The sequence below is a fragment of the Lacihabitans lacunae genome, from assembly GCF_042649125.1.
In the GTDB taxonomy this organism is placed as follows: Bacteria; Bacteroidota; Bacteroidia; order Cytophagales; family Spirosomataceae; genus Leadbetterella; species Leadbetterella lacunae.
This window is the reverse complement of the sequence record NZ_JBHRYQ010000001.1, coordinates 2,367,997-2,384,462: the sequence shown is the minus strand read 5'-3', so window position 1 is coordinate 2,384,462 and position 16,466 is coordinate 2,367,997. Positions and strand designations below refer to the sequence as shown.

General features: G+C 38.8%; 16 protein-coding genes. 8 read left to right on the top strand and 8 right to left on the bottom strand.

Annotated features, from left to right (window positions below; genetic code table 11):
* Positions 1–70: 70 nt before the first annotated feature.
* From ACFOOI_RS10385 to ACFOOI_RS10360, 6 genes are all read right to left on the bottom strand, one after another.
* Positions 71–1,435 carry a S41 family peptidase gene (locus ACFOOI_RS10385; protein ID WP_379837731.1) on the bottom strand — a complete coding sequence of 455 codons (1,365 nt, stop codon included), beginning with the start codon at positions 1,433–1,435 and terminating at the stop codon, positions 71–73.
* A 2-nt stretch (positions 1,436–1,437) separates the two neighbouring features.
* The gene (locus ACFOOI_RS10380; RefSeq protein WP_379840215.1) at positions 1,438–1,617 is read right to left on the bottom strand and encodes a T9SS type A sorting domain-containing protein; all 180 of its coding nucleotides are present in this window, start codon (positions 1,615–1,617) and stop codon (positions 1,438–1,440) included.
* A gap of 93 nt (positions 1,618–1,710) precedes the next feature.
* Positions 1,711–3,048, bottom strand: coding sequence for a TldD/PmbA family protein (locus ACFOOI_RS10375; protein WP_379837729.1), 1,338 nt, complete (start codon positions 3,046–3,048; stop codon positions 1,711–1,713).
* 60 nt (positions 3,049–3,108) lie between these two features.
* Positions 3,109–4,749 (bottom strand): TldD/PmbA family protein, encoded by a 1,641-nt coding sequence (locus ACFOOI_RS10370; protein ID WP_379837727.1) that lies wholly within the window; start codon positions 4,747–4,749, stop codon positions 3,109–3,111.
* Positions 4,750–5,007: 258 nt separating this feature from the next.
* Positions 5,008–5,595, bottom strand: a complete 588-nt coding sequence (locus ACFOOI_RS10365) for a carboxymuconolactone decarboxylase family protein (RefSeq protein WP_379837725.1) — start codon at positions 5,593–5,595, stop codon at positions 5,008–5,010.
* A 92-nt stretch (positions 5,596–5,687) separates the two neighbouring features.
* Positions 5,688–6,230: a peroxiredoxin gene (locus ACFOOI_RS10360; RefSeq protein WP_379837723.1), complete on the bottom strand. Its 543-nt coding sequence runs from the start codon at positions 6,228–6,230 to the stop codon at positions 5,688–5,690.
* Between the two features lie 167 nt (positions 6,231–6,397).
* Here ACFOOI_RS10360 and ACFOOI_RS10355 point away from each other — a divergent pair, with 167 nt between their 5' ends.
* Together ACFOOI_RS10355 and ACFOOI_RS10350 are read left to right on the top strand one after the other, a co-directional pair.
* Positions 6,398–7,336 carry a hydrogen peroxide-inducible genes activator gene (locus ACFOOI_RS10355; protein ID WP_379837721.1) on the top strand — a complete coding sequence of 313 codons (939 nt, stop codon included), beginning with the start codon at positions 6,398–6,400 and terminating at the stop codon, positions 7,334–7,336.
* Positions 7,337–7,484: 148 nt separating this feature from the next.
* Complete coding sequence (locus tag ACFOOI_RS10350) at positions 7,485–9,884, top strand: TonB-dependent receptor domain-containing protein (protein WP_379837719.1); 2,400 nt, start codon at positions 7,485–7,487, stop codon at positions 9,882–9,884.
* On the opposite strand, the gene nudK is transcribed toward ACFOOI_RS10350, so the two are convergent.
* The gene (gene nudK, locus ACFOOI_RS10345; protein ID WP_379837717.1) at positions 9,881–10,453 is read right to left on the bottom strand and encodes a GDP-mannose pyrophosphatase NudK; all 573 of its coding nucleotides are present in this window, start codon (positions 10,451–10,453) and stop codon (positions 9,881–9,883) included. The two genes, ACFOOI_RS10350 and nudK, sit on opposite strands and share 4 nt — an antisense overlap.
* 55 nt (positions 10,454–10,508) lie before the next feature.
* Here nudK and ACFOOI_RS10340 point away from each other — a divergent pair, with 55 nt between their 5' ends.
* The 6 genes from ACFOOI_RS10340 (at position 10,509) to ACFOOI_RS10315 (ending at position 15,175) form a co-directional block, all read left to right on the top strand.
* Positions 10,509–11,258, top strand: a complete 750-nt coding sequence (locus tag ACFOOI_RS10340; RefSeq protein WP_379837715.1) for a DeoR/GlpR family DNA-binding transcription regulator — start codon at positions 10,509–10,511, stop codon at positions 11,256–11,258.
* Positions 11,259–11,322: 64 nt separating this feature from the next.
* Positions 11,323–12,171, top strand: a complete 849-nt coding sequence (locus ACFOOI_RS10335; protein WP_379837713.1) for an AraC family transcriptional regulator — start codon at positions 11,323–11,325, stop codon at positions 12,169–12,171.
* A 90-nt stretch (positions 12,172–12,261) separates the two neighbouring features.
* Positions 12,262–12,810: a carboxymuconolactone decarboxylase family protein gene (locus ACFOOI_RS10330; protein WP_379837711.1), complete on the top strand. Its 549-nt coding sequence runs from the start codon at positions 12,262–12,264 to the stop codon at positions 12,808–12,810.
* A gap of 109 nt (positions 12,811–12,919) precedes the next feature.
* Positions 12,920–13,330, top strand: a complete 411-nt coding sequence (locus ACFOOI_RS10325) for an OsmC family protein (protein WP_379837709.1) — start codon at positions 12,920–12,922, stop codon at positions 13,328–13,330.
* A gap of 22 nt (positions 13,331–13,352) precedes the next feature.
* Positions 13,353–13,940 carry a peroxiredoxin-like family protein gene (locus tag ACFOOI_RS10320; protein ID WP_379837707.1) on the top strand — a complete coding sequence of 196 codons (588 nt, stop codon included), beginning with the start codon at positions 13,353–13,355 and terminating at the stop codon, positions 13,938–13,940.
* A 149-nt stretch (positions 13,941–14,089) separates the two neighbouring features.
* Positions 14,090–15,175 carry an LptF/LptG family permease gene (locus ACFOOI_RS10315; RefSeq protein WP_379837705.1) on the top strand — a complete coding sequence of 362 codons (1,086 nt, stop codon included), beginning with the start codon at positions 14,090–14,092 and terminating at the stop codon, positions 15,173–15,175.
* On the opposite strand, the gene ACFOOI_RS10310 is transcribed toward ACFOOI_RS10315, so the two are convergent.
* Positions 15,176–16,381, bottom strand: coding sequence for a glycosyltransferase (locus ACFOOI_RS10310; protein ID WP_379837703.1), 1,206 nt, complete (start codon positions 16,379–16,381; stop codon positions 15,176–15,178).
* Positions 16,382–16,466 lie beyond the last annotated feature (85 nt).

The following is a 16,466-nucleotide window of genomic DNA, read 5'->3' as shown; positions in this document are numbered from 1 at the left end:
TTTTGATTTAAAGATACAATTTACTAAAAAATGCCTTTGTTTTTGTATTTTATATGCCAAGAGGCGGAAATTAATCGACGATTTTTACTTTTTTAAAATTGCCATCGTCTGCCATCTTTCTAAGACCATAATTTTTCGCAATTAAGTCCATAGCAGCTTTAAAATAGGTTTCTTCCGGATGCCCAAATGGTCGCAGTGGCATTACATCGTCTAATACCTTTTTGTTGGGTATAAAACCGTCTTTTGTACCGTAATTTGACTCGCCTTTTATGTTAAATATTTGGCACCAGGCAGGCAAAAGTCCGAATGGTTGCACGCCAGTTTCGTCGGTGATTACAGTCGAAATTACGTTTTTGCCATAGGTGTTGTCTCCTACCAAAATTACCTCCATGAATGGCTTTAGGCTGTTTATGACCAACTCTGCTGACGAAGATGTGGCGTGAGAAGTTAAAATATAGATTCTTGGTAAATTGATGTTGTTAGCTTCTGCCACAAAACCTCTGTAAGTGCTTGGGTCTGTTGGGTTATAGGGTTTCGAAGTCTGAGAAGCATTGCATATACCATGAAACATCTCACTTCCGGGTTTTAAGTTAGGTACTATAAGTGAGCCCAATACTTCTGCCGAAGGCGTGAAACCACCCGGATTAAACCTAAGGTCGAGTATAAACTCATCTATCTTTTGAAGTTTAAATAATAAGAAAGCATTTCTTAGGTCATTGTCAAAAAGCGGTTGAAACTGCGTATACACCAAATAACCCACTTTTTTAGTTCCAACCTGATGCAGCGAAAAATGCGGTATTGGGTTTTGTTGAAACAGCACTTTCTGCAAATTTACCTTTAGACTAGGTTCTGCTTTACCCGATGAATTAACATGCGAAACCTCAAATGTAGCGGCGTTTAGTTCTAAAAGTGCATCTACATTGCTGACAGTTAGCGAAGTATTATTTATTTTATCGATAATGTCTCCTCGCTCTATTCCTGCCTTTTGGGCCGGACTATCTTTAAAAACCAATGATACTGCCAGTTTAATATTAGGGGAAGTAGGATCTGCTTGATATTTAATGTATTTAAAACCGTATGAGTTTTGGTTTCCACTTAGTTGGCCTATCAGTTCGTCTGCCTTAAGTTTCATGATAGATACACGGTCAAAGTCTCCCACTTTTATCAAAATTGACCTGTAATAGTCTTCAGGGGCTAAATTTTTATTTGTATTTTTTTCCTCGGGCATTTGCGACTCCCAGAGGTAATATTTTTTCATTTGTTGGTAAATCCAAGTATCTTCTTTCTCATATTTTGCTGGTGTTATTACTGGCGGCACCACGGTTACGGTTGAGTCTTTTGTAGGGCTCGTAGGGTCGGTGGGTTCAGTTATCGTTTTTTTACAAGAAAAAAAAATACTTGTGCCAATAAATAAAAATAGAAGTATGTGTCTCAAAATTAGTTTTTTATGAATTTGTAAGATTTGACTTTGTCATTGAGGTATAAATTTAAAACATAAATTCCATCTGATAATTCACTTATTTGAATTTCAATGGAATTTGCATCCGAAACCTGAGTTTTAGCGACTTTTTGGCCTTTAATATTTATTATTTGGTAGGCTTTTGTTTTTTCAAATATGAGATTGTTTAATAAAAAAGGTGAAGCTTTTGCTTCACCTTAAATATGTTTGCTTTCAGCTAAAACTGTAGTCTGAAAGAATTGTTTTTTTACTTAAACTGCGTCGCTCAAACTTGAGAACGTAAATTCTCTAATTTTAAGCGGCGGCAAGAAATAGTTTTGGTCTGATTCTGTGCTCACTACTCGCTCCGACTTTCCAATGGTTTCGAGGTTGTTTAGCATAATGATCGGACTTTCATTAAATCTTAAGTTTTTGATCGGGAATTTGATTTTTCCGTCTTCTATATAAAAAGTTCCGTCTCGGGTTAGTCCTGTAAGCAAAAGCGTTTGTGGGTCCACAGGTCTGATATACCAAAGTTTAGTAACTAATATTCCCTTTTTGGTGCTTTTAATCATTTCTTCTAATGTAGCAGTGCCACCTTGCATAATCATATTGCTCGGGAAAGGAACAGGCTCTTTGCCTTGTTTTTTAGCCCAAAATCTAGAATAAGAAAGGTTTTTAACTACACCTTTTTCAATCCAACTCATTTTTTTGAGCGACTGACCATCACCCGAATATGGCGAACCTGGTAGCTCGGGGTGCATGGGGTCAGAATAAAAAGTGACGGCTTCGTCTACTATTTTTTCGCCTAGTTTGGTTTTGCCACCTGGCTTGCTAAAAAACGAACGACCCTCGTCTGCACTGCGGGCGTCCATTCCGAAAAATATATTTTCTAAGAGTACCGCCGCCGCCGTAGGTTCTAAAATGACGGTATATTTTCCTGGCTCTATGGCCTGTGCTGCGGCTGATGCCTTGGCTTTTTGCATAGCCACTTTGGTAGCTGCTGAGGTATCTAGTTTACTTACATCGCTAAATCCCTTGGCTACATAACCCGAGCCTTTTCCATCTTCGGTTCTTACGGTAAGCGAAAAGTTTACATTAGACTCTGGGTAATAAGCAAATAGGCCTTTAGAGTTCATCATGGCACTAAATCCATGGCGGTCTTCCATAAAACCCGCTGCCACTACATTATCTTTTCTACATAAATCCAAACTTTTAGAGACCATCTCTGCTCTACTCATTGGGTTTGTTTTGGCTGTAGTTTCAAAATACCCTTTTGGTTTCAAATAGGTTTGTGGGCCTACTGGCTCTTCATATTCTGGGTTTTCGGGAGCTAGTTTGGCCAATTCCTCAGATCTACGCACTACTTTTTCTAGCGAAGCATCATCAAATTCGTCGATGGTCGCTATACCTACTTTTTTGCCATATGCAGAACTCACTGCGAGATTTTTGTTTGTCAAAGCTCCACTTGTAGAGACTTCATTTCTGGCGTAGCGTATATTTCCTCTTATTTCTCCAGAGATATTTACGGTACAGTCATCTGCCTTCGAAAAACTCAGCACTTTTTTGCAGAGTGCCTTGGCTTCTTCTTCTGTTAATATTACTGACATATTATTTTAATATTTTAAGGCTTACTTTTTTCAGCCGTAGTTTTTTTTTGAAAAAAGATTTTAAATTTTACGAGCTGTATTGATCACATTTACGCCATCAAAACGCGTGGTAGAACTTCCATGTGATACCGCACTTGACTGCGATGGTTGTCCTTTCCCGTCAAAAAATGACCCACCAAGGCGATAGTCGCGGTCGTCACAAATTTGTGTACATGAGTTCCAAAACTCCTGCGTGTTTGATTGGTATGCTACGTCTTTCAGCATTTCTCCAATTTTTCCATCTTTGATCTCATAATAAAGTTGCCCTCCAAACTGGAAGTTATAACGTTGCTGGTCGATAGAGAACGAACCATCGCCGATGATATAAATACCTTTTTTGACATCTTTTATCATTTCTTCTACGCTTAGTGGCTTTTTGCCCGGTGCCAAAGAAACATTGGCCATACGCTGAAACTGAACCGAACTCCAGCTGTCTGCATAGCAACATCCGTGCGATTCGTTTTCACCCAAAATATGCACTTGGTCTCTGATAGCTTGGTAGTTTACCAAAGTTCCGTCTTTTACCAAATCCCATTTTTTCGTCTTTACGCCTTCATCGTCCCAACCTACAGCTCCAAGTGAACCTAATTGGGTTTTGTCTGCAAAGAGGTTTACTTCTTTGCTTCCATAGTTGAAGTTTTTCGTCTCCCATTTGTCTAAAGTAGCAAAGCTAGTTCCGGCAAAGTTTGCTTCATAACCCAATACACGGTCTAGCTCAAGGGGGTGACCCACAGACTCGTGAATGGTAAGCCACAAGTGAGAAGGGTCAAGTACTAAATCGTATTTGCCTGCTTCTACAGACTTGGCAGTTAGTTTTTCTTTTGCTTGGTGAGATGCCGAAATTGCATCTTCTAGCATATCATATCCTTTGTTGTATCGGGTTGTTATGCCCGTTATTTTATCTTTTGGATTAGTTTGTAGGTACTCGTAGCCCATGCCTGTAGGGGCACTTAGAGACTGACGGGTTTCAAATTTTCCACTTTTGGGGTCTATGCACGTGGCATTGAATATTGGCCAAATTCTGTGGATGTCTTGGTCGGCGTAAGTGCCGTCAGAACTGGCGAAATATTTTTGTTCATTCACCAAAAATAGCAATGAGTTTATATAGTTTGCTCCGTTTTTAAGGGCTGCATCATTTACTCCCAATAGCAAATCTACTTTCTCCTGAATAGGCACTTCAAATGCATTTTTAACTATTGGAGCCTTCCAGCTGACTTCTCCATATCCTTTTTGTGGAGCAAGTATCACGGGTTCTTTCAGTAAGCGAGCATTTGCTTTCGCTATGGCAACTGCCTCTTCGGCTGCACGTGCCATGTCTGCTTCAGACTTGGCGTCTACCACGGCCGCAAATCCCCAACAACCATCAGCCAAAACCCTCACGCCTACACCATACGACTCGGTGTTTACGATGTTTTGTACTTTGTCTTCACGGGTAATAACGAACTGATTGAGGTAGCGTCCTATTCTGACGTCGGTGTAACTTGCACCTTTTGATTTCGCAGCCGTAAGAGCTGCATCGGCAAGTCGTTTTTTTATAGATACGTCCATTGAACCATTTAACATGGCTTCATAGGACACTGGGTTGCCCATCACTGGAATATTAGGTAGCATTGCTGCTCCTAAACCCAAGCCGGACCACTGGAGGAAATCTCTTCTTTTCAAAATTTAATAGCTTTTATAGGATTGGAAAATAAAGTTACTGATGTAAATATTATTTTTTTTGGGCGAAAATCAAAATGCCGAATGGCTCATTGTGATGAACGGTTTAATATCGAGATACAGAGAGTTGAAATATGCGAAATAGCGGAAATAGGCCTGTTTTGACTATTAATGAAGGTTTGATTTGAAAGAGATGTTGGTCATTAAAACAGAAAACCCTCGGCCAATAACAGAGGGTTTTCTATTAAGCGGTAAATTATTTTATAAGATTACCACAAAGCTCTTCAATACTGCTGCCAAACGAATGGCGTCGAATATTCTTGCTTCTGATCCACCGTGTGATTTTACAGAGGCTTCGTGTGAAGTTACACATTGCTCGCAGCCGTTTATTGCCGAAACAGCTAAACTCATTAGTTCAAAAAACTCTTTGCCCAAAACTGGGTTCATCATAACTGACATACGGATTCCCGCAGGCATGTTTTGATAGTTTTCGTTTTTGTGCATAAAGTGTCTGAACCTGTAAAAAATATTGTTGGCGTTCATTAACGACACACATGCAGCCGTTTCTTGAATTTCGGCTTCTGTGGCTCCGTGCTCTGTAGCTAGGCTTTCTAATGCTTCTCTTAATGCTGCGTTTTTTTCATTGATGGCTACCGAAAGTGCCAACAAGGCCGCTTCTTTTTCCGTTAGATTTTGTCCTTTTAATACGTTTCCTACGTTTATTTTTAGGTCTTTCAAAAAACGAGCATCCACAGCATTAAATCTGTCGATAAGCACGCTTTCCATTTCGCCCGGTAGTCTAAGCGATTCGAAAAGGCTATTTTTTGTATTTGATGCAGTTGCGAACATTTTATTATTGGTTTTAAATGAAGGATAAAGATTCAAAAAAGGCACAAGTCTGTGTACACTTGTGCCTTTGGTTTTATATGCTTACGTATAAATTAAGCAGCAATAGTTTCTTCTCCGGCTTTCCAGTTACATGGGCAAAGTTCGTCTGTCTGAAGAGCGTCTAAAACTCTTAAAACCTCGTCTACGTTTCTACCCACCGAAAGGTCGTTTGCACATACCCATCTAATGATTCCTTGTGGATCTACGATATAAGTTACTCTGTACGCGATTTTTTCGTTTTCTTCTAAAATTCCTAACGATTCAGCCAAAGATTTTGACGTATCTGCCAACATCGGGAATTGTAACCCTCTCAAATCGTCGTGGTCTTTTCTCCATGCTAAGTGAACAAACTCAGAGTCAGTAGATGCACCAATTAGGATAGCGTCTCTGTCTGCAAAGTCTTCGTTTTTGTTGTTAAATGCTGCTATTTCGGTAGGGCATACAAAAGTGAAATCTTTCGGCCACCAAAACATTACCATCCATTTTCCTGCGTTTACGTGGTCTTGTGAAGTGATCTCATAAAATTCGTTTCCTTTTTCAAGAGATACTACTGAAGTTTTTTTGAATTCTGGGAATTTAGCTCCTAATCCTAACATAATTTTATTTGGTTATAATATTTAAATAGTACAATAAATTGATTCAATTTTACTATAAAATGACATATCGTCATTGAAATAGTATTATTTTTCTACAAAGGTCTTGCCTTTTCTTTTATAACACAAATAGATAAATTTTATTTGTATATAAGTAAAAGTTATAAAGCATGAGCATCACCCAATTAGCCTATATATTGGCCGTAGAAAAATACCGAAATTTTGTGGAGGCTGCCGAGACGTGTCATGTTTCGCAGCCTGCCCTCAGCATGCAAATCAAAAAACTTGAAGAACATCTTAATATCCAGATTTTTGATAGGAGTCAATCGCCAGTTACGGTTACGGCTATTGGCCAAAAAGTATTAGCAAAAGCTAAACAAACGCTCACGTCTTTTAATCAGATTTATGATTTGGTGCTAGAAGAATCAAACGGATTAGCAGGTGAAGTAAAACTTGGGGTAATACCAACTGTGGCTCCCTATTTATTGCCGCTTTTTCTAAAGAAATTAAATGCTGATTTTCCTGATGTAAGCCTGATTGTAGAAGAACTGACCACTCAGAAAATAATAGAAGGCCTACACAATGGTGAGCTTGATTTGGGAATTTTAGCTACACCCTTACACATCAAAAATCTGAAAGAGCATCATTTGTATTTTGAAGAACTGAAAGTGTACGTTTCGGCTGAAAATAAGCTTTTTGAGAAAAAATATATTTTGAGTGAAGACATAGACCTCAACTACCTTTGGCTGCTGGAAGAAGGGCATTGTTTGCGGACACAAATCGCGAATTTTTGTGAATTAAAACAAAAACAAAATATCGTTTCACAGCTCAATTTTAAGACCGGAAGTTTAGAAACCATCATAAAGTTGGTTGACAAATACCGCGGCATTACCTTAATACCTGATTTGGTGACCCTAGATATGACCGATGCACAAAAAAGTAAAGTAAGAAGGTTTGATGGACCAAAACCCCAACGAGAGATCAGTCTAGTTTGTGAAGCTTCTTATCCCCGAAAAACTATCGTAGAAGCCTTGAAAGGTGCAATTTTGGCCTGTTTGCCAACGGATTATTTGAGCGAAACAAAACAAAAAGTATTGGAAATTTATTAGCATAAACACTCGTTTATTGATTTCTGCATAGATAATAGTTAGTAAGGTTTGTCTTTGCCTTTTGTTTGATTTACAGATTTGCTACAGATTTGCGTCTTACATTTGTTAAAATTAATTATTAGTATAAATGATTTTAGATTTCAAAAAAATGTTTAAATATCTATTAGTTATTATCGCAATTTTCTCCTTTTCTAAAATATCAAATGCTCAAACGAGCGTCAGTATTTCAGGTTTGATAAAAGACAAAAATAACCAAGAGGCGATCATGTTTTCTAACGTGCTATTGCTTGCCGAAAAAGACCAAAAGTTTGTTTTGGGAACTGTAAGCGACGAAAACGGCAGGTTTGTGTTGTCAAAAGTAGCTCCAGGAAATTACCTCTTAAAAGTAACATCTGTGGGTTATGTAGCCTATGAGCAAAAGGTTTTTGTAGGTAGTTTATCTGCTTTTTTAGATTTAAAAACCATAGAAATGGCCTCAGATGTGGCTCTTTTAAATGAACTAACGGTTTCGGCCAAGCAAGACGAGGTTTCAAATAAAATGGACAAGAAGGTTTTCTCTATTGGCGACAATGTCAGCCAAACGGGTGGCTCGGTGCTACAAGCCATGCAAAACCTACCCGGTGTATCTGTTTCAGATGGAAAGATACAACTTAGAGGAAATGATAAGGTGGTGGTGTTGATTGACGGAAAGCAAACTGCCCTTACGGGTTTTGGTAGTCAGTCGGGCTTAGACAATTTGCCTGCCTCGAACATTGAAAAAATAGAAATTATCAACAATCCCTCGGCCAAATATGACGCCAACGGAAATGCGGGAATTATCAATATTATTTACAAAAAAATAGATCAAAATGGCTTCGCCGGGAAAGTCGGGTTAGTAGGAGGTTTGGGTGCTCTGTGGGAACGAAACCCCAACCTGCCAGACATCAGGCCACAATACAAACGTACGCCAAAAGTGAACCCTTCGGTGCTTTTGAATTATAGGAAAAACAAAGTCAATGTGTTTCTAAACGCCGATTACTTATATACCGAAACATTAAATAAAAATGAGTTTGTGACCCGAACCTACGACGACGGCACGGTGATTCAACAGCAAACTAAACGAAACAGAAACACGCATTTTATTAATGTAAAAACAGGCTTAGATTGGTATATTTCTGACAAAGATAAATTTACGATAGCGGGTGTATATGGTGGTGAAAAAATCTTGGACAACGGCGATGAACCATTTTTTAATGCTGATTTTACCAAAAGGTTGAGGTTGTGGCAATTTTTAGAAGACGAACTAAAAACTACCGCAATGGCCATGGCAGATTATCAACATAGCTTTGCTGAGCTCGGAAGAACCCTCCACTTGGGTGCTAACTATACTTTTCACCGTGAAAACGAGAAGTATTTCTTCGATAATATATTGCCTACTTACACGGGCAAAGACGCCTTTAAGTTGCTTTCTGACGAGCAAGTGCTTGACTTAAGTTTAGATTATGTGCAGCCGTTTCGCTACGGAAAAATAGAAACCGGCCTTAAGTTTAGACAAAGAGGTATACCCACAAACATGCAGTTTTTTCCGGGTTTAAATTCGCCGCTTGACGTTTCGGCTGGTGGTTACGCCAAATACAGCGAAACCATTCCGGCGGTGTATGGAAACTATGTGTACGAAAACGAAAAAGTGGAGGCTGAATTAGGTCTGAGATTGGAATATAGCAAAGTAGATTATGTAGTGGGTCCGGGTCACCCTACCTATACCAGCAACGGCTACAGTTATGCTCAGCCGTTTCCAAACATGCGACTGGCCTATAAAATCAACGCCGACCAAAAACTTTCCTTGTTTTTTAATAGAAGAGTAGACCGGCCAAACGAGGTAGATATTCGGGTTTTTCCAAAATATGACGACGCCGAAATCATCAAAGTGGGTAACCCTGCTCTGAAACCACAGTTTACCAATGCTCTAGAACTGGCGTATAAACTAAACTTGGCCAAAGGATATTTTTATGCGGCCATTTTTGATAGACAAACCTCGGGTACGATTACCCGAATAGCGAGCACGGTGCCAGGAAGTACACTGATTTATAATATTTTTCAGAACGCGGGCAAAAGCCAAAACCTTGGAGCTGAATTGGTGCTAAATGAACAAGTTTCTAAAGTCTATACACTTAATGCTAGCCTAACGGTTTATCAAAATATCATCCGTGCTTTTTCGGTTGAAAACCTATATCCGGTTAAAAGTATTTTTACAGCAGCTCAAGACGAGATTATTTCAGGTAATGTAAAAATTAATAATAATTTTAACCTCAATAATGGCGTTAAAATGCAACTTTCGGCTATTTATTTGGCTCCTGACCTTATTCCGCAAGGGCGAATTGCACAGCGTTTTTCTGTAGATTTTGGACTTAAAAAGGCATACAAAAAAGGTGAGTTGAGTTTTAATGCCAACGATATTTTCAATACCATGATTATCAAAAAGAACATCCAAGGTCAAGGGTTTTCGTATGTAAGTACAGATTACAACGAAACTCAAGTTTTTAGGCTAGGATACAGTAGGAAACTCTAGTATTTCAGCAAATTGTGTATCTCTGCATACTGAATGAGCATGATAGTTTTGGCGTCTTTTATTTCGCCTGTGGCTATCATGCTTTTTGCTTTTTCAAAGTCCAGTTCTAGTACTTCTATGTTTTCATTGTCTACGCCGCCACCGTCGTTTACTTTTTTAGAGTCGTCATATTCTGCCACAAAAAAGTAAAGAATCTCTGTAACAGACCCAGGCGACATGTAGGTTTCAAAAATCTTTTTTACCTCGCTAAGCTTATATCCGGTTTCTTCTTCAGTTTCTCTTTTTATGCAGTCTTCGGGGTTATCGGCATCTAATAATCCTGCACAGGCTTCTATCAGCATGCCGTCTGCGTTTCCGTTTAGGTAAGTGGGCATCCTAAATTGGCGAGTTAATATAATCTTCTTTGTGGTAGAATTGTAAAGCAATATTACGGCTCCATTGCCTCTGTCGTACGCTTCGCGGCTTTGTCTGACCCATTCGCCGTTTTTCATTTGATGGTCAAAACTCACCTTGTTTAGGGTATACCAGTTGTCTGACAATATTTCTGTTTCTATATTTTTAATGTTCATTTTGTTTTTTTTTGATTGAAAATGATTAATTTTGAACAAATGTAAGCAATAAGAAATGAGCTATCCAACCAGAAAGCATAAAATTTTAGAATTAATAGAAAAAAACGATTCTGTAGAAGTACCCTTTTTGGCGGAGTATTTAGACACCTCCGAAATCACAATCAGGCGTGACCTAAACCGAATGGCTACCGAAGGGCTTGTCTATAGAACCCACGGTGGAGCCATGAAAATAAGTTTGGCCACGGCTCCGGTAGCTTTTGCCCAAAAAGTGGTGGCAAACGTGGCGGCTAAAAAAGAAGTGGCTTTAAAGGCCGCACAGCTTATTTCTGACGGTGACGTGATTTTTCTGGACTGTGGCAGCACGGTTTTTGAAATGTGTGAATTTATCAAAAACAAATCCATAAAGGTGGTGACCAACTCGCTTCCGGTTGCTTTTGCTTTGGCTGGGTCGGCGGTTCAATTAAATTTTGTGGGAGGAGAAATAGACGCAGAAAGACAAGCCGCACACGGCCAAATGGCCGTGGAACATATCTCACGTTATCGAGTTCAAAAAGCCTTTCTGGGTTTTGATGGGATTTCTGTTGCTAATGGCATAAGTGCCAACTCCGAAAAAGAAGTGGAAATAACAAAAGCCATGTACGATTGTGCTTCGGAAACCTATTTTTTAGGTGTTTCCCAAAAGCTCAATTCTGATAAGTATTTGCCTTTTTTAGAAATAGAAAAAGTCAAAAATTTAATACTAGAAAACAAGCTATCAGAAAGTTTGGTAAAGCCATATATTTCTGCGGGAATTGAGGTTATTTAAATGCAGTTTTTTTTGAAATGGAATTTCGAAAACTTATTTTTTGTTTCCCTCCAAAATAGACAATATGAAGTTTAAAGGCAAAACAGGAGAGATATTCGAAATGCTAGATGTGGACGCTACTTCGTGCCATCACCTCAAAGAAATAGGGGCGAGCGAGCTTCTTTTGGCTTGGTTTACTTCTGACGGTAATTCTCTCACGATAGATGCCAAACCCTATACGTTTGATAAAAATCAGATTATTTGCCTCACCGAATTTCATAAAATAGACTTCACCAATATCAAGTCGCTTAAGCTATTGAAGTTTAATCGTCCGTTTTATTGTATTATAGACCACGACAGTGAGGTGGGTTGTAAGGGTGCATTGTTTTTTGGAGCATCGAGTGTGCCGGTGCTTTTGCCCAATACGGAAGAAATAGAAATACTAGACGCGGTCTGGAAAATGGCCATCATAGAACTAAACAGCTCCGACAACTTACAGCTCGAAATGCTCCAAATGATGTTAAAGCGTTTGCTGATTTTGTGCACAAGAGTTTATAAGAAACAGCACAACATTGCAGACTTTGACAGTGCCAAGGTTGATCTGATTCGTTCGTTTAATTTTTTGGTAGAAAGTAACTTTAAAAACAAACACACCGTGGCAGAATACGCCGACTTGCTTAATAAATCTCCCAAAACTATCGCCAATATATTCTCAAAATTTAGTACTAAGACTCCACTTCAGTACATTCATGAACGCATCATGTTAGAAGCACGGCGACTTATTGTCTACACTGACAAGCCCATAGCAGAGGTGGGTTATGAGCTCGGTTTTGCCGATATTCAGACGTTTAGCCGTTTTTTTAAGAAAAATGAAGGCGATTCGCCCACAGAATTTAAAGAAAAAATGACTTCGGGAAAAATTGCCAACTCATAGGGAAATAAGGTCTAACACCTCGGGGTCAAAATGCCCCAACTTTGCATCATCAAAACGGAATAACCGTAACAATTTAAACAAATAATGATCATGCAAAATTTCAGTGTACCAACAAAAGACCAAGTTTCAACAAACAACCAAACGATATTCGAAAACCTTCAAAAAGGATTAGGTTTTGTTCCAAATTTATATGCCTACATCGCTAAAAATGATACTGCTTTAGGTGACTATTTAGCTTACCAAAATCGTAAAAGTAGCCTTTCAGCTAAAGAAAAAGAGGTGGTAAATCTAGTCACAAGTCAAATAAATGGATGTGCGTATTGTTTAGCCGCTCACACCGCTATCGGAAAAATGAACGGATTTACAGATGAGCAAATTTTAGGAATTAGAGCCGTATCCGTAGATTTTGATTCAAAAATAGAAGCCTTGGCTTTGTTAACGAGAGCCTTAGTAAACGGAAGAGGAAAAGTAGCAGACACGGTAAAAGAACAATTTTTTAATGCCGGATATTCAGAAGCTAATTTTATAGATGTGGTAATCGTTATCAGTGACATTACCGTTACTAACTACGTGCATAACTTTACGCAAGTACCGGTAGATTTCCCAGCTGCGGTAGCTCTAGAAGCGGAGTTGGTTTAAGTAAAACGTAGAAGATTTGAAAGAAATGTCGTCTTGCTTTCTTTGGCGACGACTTTCTTTCTTTGGTAAAAAAAAATAGAATTAATATTGTAACATATAAAAAGACATCATGGCAACTAAAATAAACATTAAGAATTTACAAGAAGGGTATCAATCGATTATAAGTAACGGCCGTCATAGCATTGTAGGCGACGAGCCTGTTGCGAGCAAAGGTACTGACTTGGGGTTTTCTCCAACAGACCTTGTATTGGCGGGCTTGGCTATGTGTAAAGTGGCAACAGTTAGATTTATAGCCCGAAAAAATAACTGGGAAATAGGCGAAGTAAACGCAGACCTAGAACAAGTAGTAAAAAGAGGCGAAGCCGGAAAATTAAGTACGAGCATACAAGTAGCCATCAAAATAGAGGGAGACCTAACCGACGAGCAGCGAGCCGAACTGCTACACCAAGCAGACCGATGCTATGTGCACCGCATGATAGAGGGAGAATGGGACATTACAGAAGCTACTACGTTAGCATAATTAACAATTTAAATATATCAGAATGAAGTCTTTCTTTATCACAGTTTTCGCATTTTTGAGTTTTTGTGCACACGCACAAGTGGCCGCCTCAGCTACCGAAATTTCGCCTATTTTGATTGGTGAAAAAGTGCCGGACCTTTCGGTTTATGATGAGCAAAATAAGGCAGTCTCTTTGGCATCTATTTTTAATAAACCAACGGTTTTGGTGTTTTTTAGAGGTGGGTGGTGTCCGTATTGTAATGTGCATTTAGCCGATTTGGCAAAAATAGAAGATCAGATTATTGCCTTGGGATATCAAATAGTAGCCATCAGTCCCGATGATTTTGAAAATGTAGAAGGTTTAGAAGATAAGTTAGATGTAAAGTATAAGATTTATTCAGACAAAAAAGCAGCAGTTATTCAAAGTCTTGGCATAGGTTACCTAGCCAGCGATAAAACCAAAAAGTATATCAGCGGCGTAACCAAAGGGGAAACCACCGAGGTTTTGCCTGTGCCGGCACTTTTTGTAATAGATAAAAATTCGGAAGTGTTATTTGAATATTTAAAGCCAGATATCACAAAAAGAATTCCCGGAAAGCTTTTGCTTTCGGTTTTAGAAGGTCTAAAATAATAGGATTTATATTTATGGGGTAATGGAAAGAAGAGGTTTTTTGAGCCTCTTTTTTTTGTGTAAATGCGTTTTTTATTCATTTAAAAAAAGTTAAAATCCACATCCTTTCTATTTTTAGATTAATTTTGGTGTTTCATTTAAATTCAAGCATGAAAATTCTCGACAAATACCTGTTCAAAAAATTTCTTACCACATACGTTTTCGCGGTATTTGTGATTGTATTGGTCATCGTGGTAATTGACTTTGTTGAGAAAAACGACGACTTTATTGAGCATAACGCAGTCACCAAAGATATTTTGTTGCTTTATTATGCCAACTTAGCTCCGTATTGGGCAAACTACATCAGCCCATTGATGATTTTTATCTCTACGGTGTTTTTTACTGCAAAACTTGCCAGTCATACCGAAATAATCGCCATTCTGAGTTCAGGGACTAGCTTCAGAAGGCTCATGTATCCCTATATTTTAGGTGCCTCAGTAGTTGCTGTTTTTTCATTTCTGATGGTTGGCTGGATATTGCCAAGGGCAAATAAGATTAGAATTGCTTTCGAAAATGAATTTATTCATGAAAAATACTATTTCAACGACCGTGACCTGCACATGGCCGTAGAAAAAGACGTGTACGCGTATCTTTCTAGTTATGATACCCAATCAAAAACCGCTTATGACGTCACCTTAGAAAAAATTGTAGACAATAAGTTAGTAGAAAAACTGTATGCCCGAAGGGGCACTTATGTGGACAGTCTAAAAACATGGCAGCTATACGATTACAAAATTAGGAAACTGGGGATTCTGAAAGACGATTTAACTTTTAGCTCAGGCACCACACCGCTCGATTCTGCCATAAATATGTTTCCGTCAGATTTTGACAATGCAAACAATGTGCATGAAACCATGACGATTCCGCAGCTGCAAGCCAAAATAGACTTGATAAACAGTAGGGGAGCCGAAGGCGTTGAGATTTTTCAGATTGAATATTATCAACGGTTTGCTACACCATTTGCAGTAATTATTCTTTCTTTAATGGGGCTCATAGTGTCAGCCCGAAAGGCAAGAGGAGGAGTGGGTGTGCAGATAGCCGTCGGTTTTGTGTTGGCCTTTGTGTATATCCTGTTTTATATCATGTCAAAAGGTATCGCCGAGTCTGGTAATATGCCACCGCTGCTGGCTGTTTGGTTGCCAAATATTGTTTTTGGAAGCATCGCTACGGTGATGTATTTTACAGTTCCGAGGTAATTAACGCCACTTGATTTTCTTCGGATTTGAGAATAAAGTTATTATTCCAAACACAAAAAGATACACGGTATAAAGGAAATCGTGATACGGTATTTTGGAGTTAGAAATGGTGTTTAGGAGTTTCTTATTTACTTTAGAAAGCACCAACCATTTTACCAATAACCAAACGACAAACACGCCCAAAACGAGTCTCATCCAGTCATTGAAGGGGTACCAATGTGCCAAGTGATATTGTTTTAAGAAGTCATTGGGTATTCTTGACCATTCGGGTGCTTCAAACCAATCGGCACGAATGAAGAACGCGGGAATAAACATAAACCAAGTCAACAATTGGCTAAACCAAAGTAGTCCTAAGTTTACTTTATCTTTTAATTTATATTTTTTTCCTACCGAAAGGTGTCTTCGTTTCTGCACAAACCATTCATCCCAAGTTTTCTTGGGTACTGAGTTCGTTACAGTTTCTTCTGAAATGGAAATGGCTACGTTGTTTTTATTGGCCGCTTGATTTACAAACAGGTCGTCGTCGCCGCTCAAAAGCCCGTGGTGACTCGCAAATCCGTTGTTATTCCAGAACAATTCTTTTCTGTACATCAGGTTACGGCCTACACCCATATACGGTGCTTTGGCTAAAGCAAAAGAGAAATATTGAAGTGCAGTTTGGAATGTTTCGTATCTGATTAAGGCATTTAAGCCCCCAAGCTCCAAGTCGTATCTCGAAAAACCCAACACGATATCTTTGTCATCGGTAAGTTGATTGACCATGTTTCTAATCCAAAGGTCAGAAGAAGGTCTGCAGTCGGCATCGGTAAATAGTAGAACGTCGTTTTTGGATTTTTTAACGGCCATCGTTACAGCATATTTTTTTGCAGTAAAATGTGCCGGAAGGTCTTTGATGCGTAGAAAGTTTAAATGCTTGATTTTAGCCTCGTTATTGAGCAGGAAATCATAGGTTCCGTCTGCTGAGCGGTCGTCTGAAACCAAAATTTCGAAGTTGGGATAGTCTTGCTGATCCAGCATTGGCAACAACTCCTTTAGATTTTCAAGTTCGTTTGATGCCGCAATTATGACCGATACGCTTGGTAATTTGGTTTGGATTGAAGGCGTCTCTAAGTCTTCATGTTTAATCACCTTTGTGAAAATAAACAAGATGTATACTAACTGAACAGCCACGGCTCCAAAAAATATAGCAGATAAAACTACGCCCAAGGTTTTTGTTTGGTTTATGGTTTAAAAGACAAAAGTAAGCATTCATTTGAAGAATATTGAAAAAATACAATAATGAAATTATTTA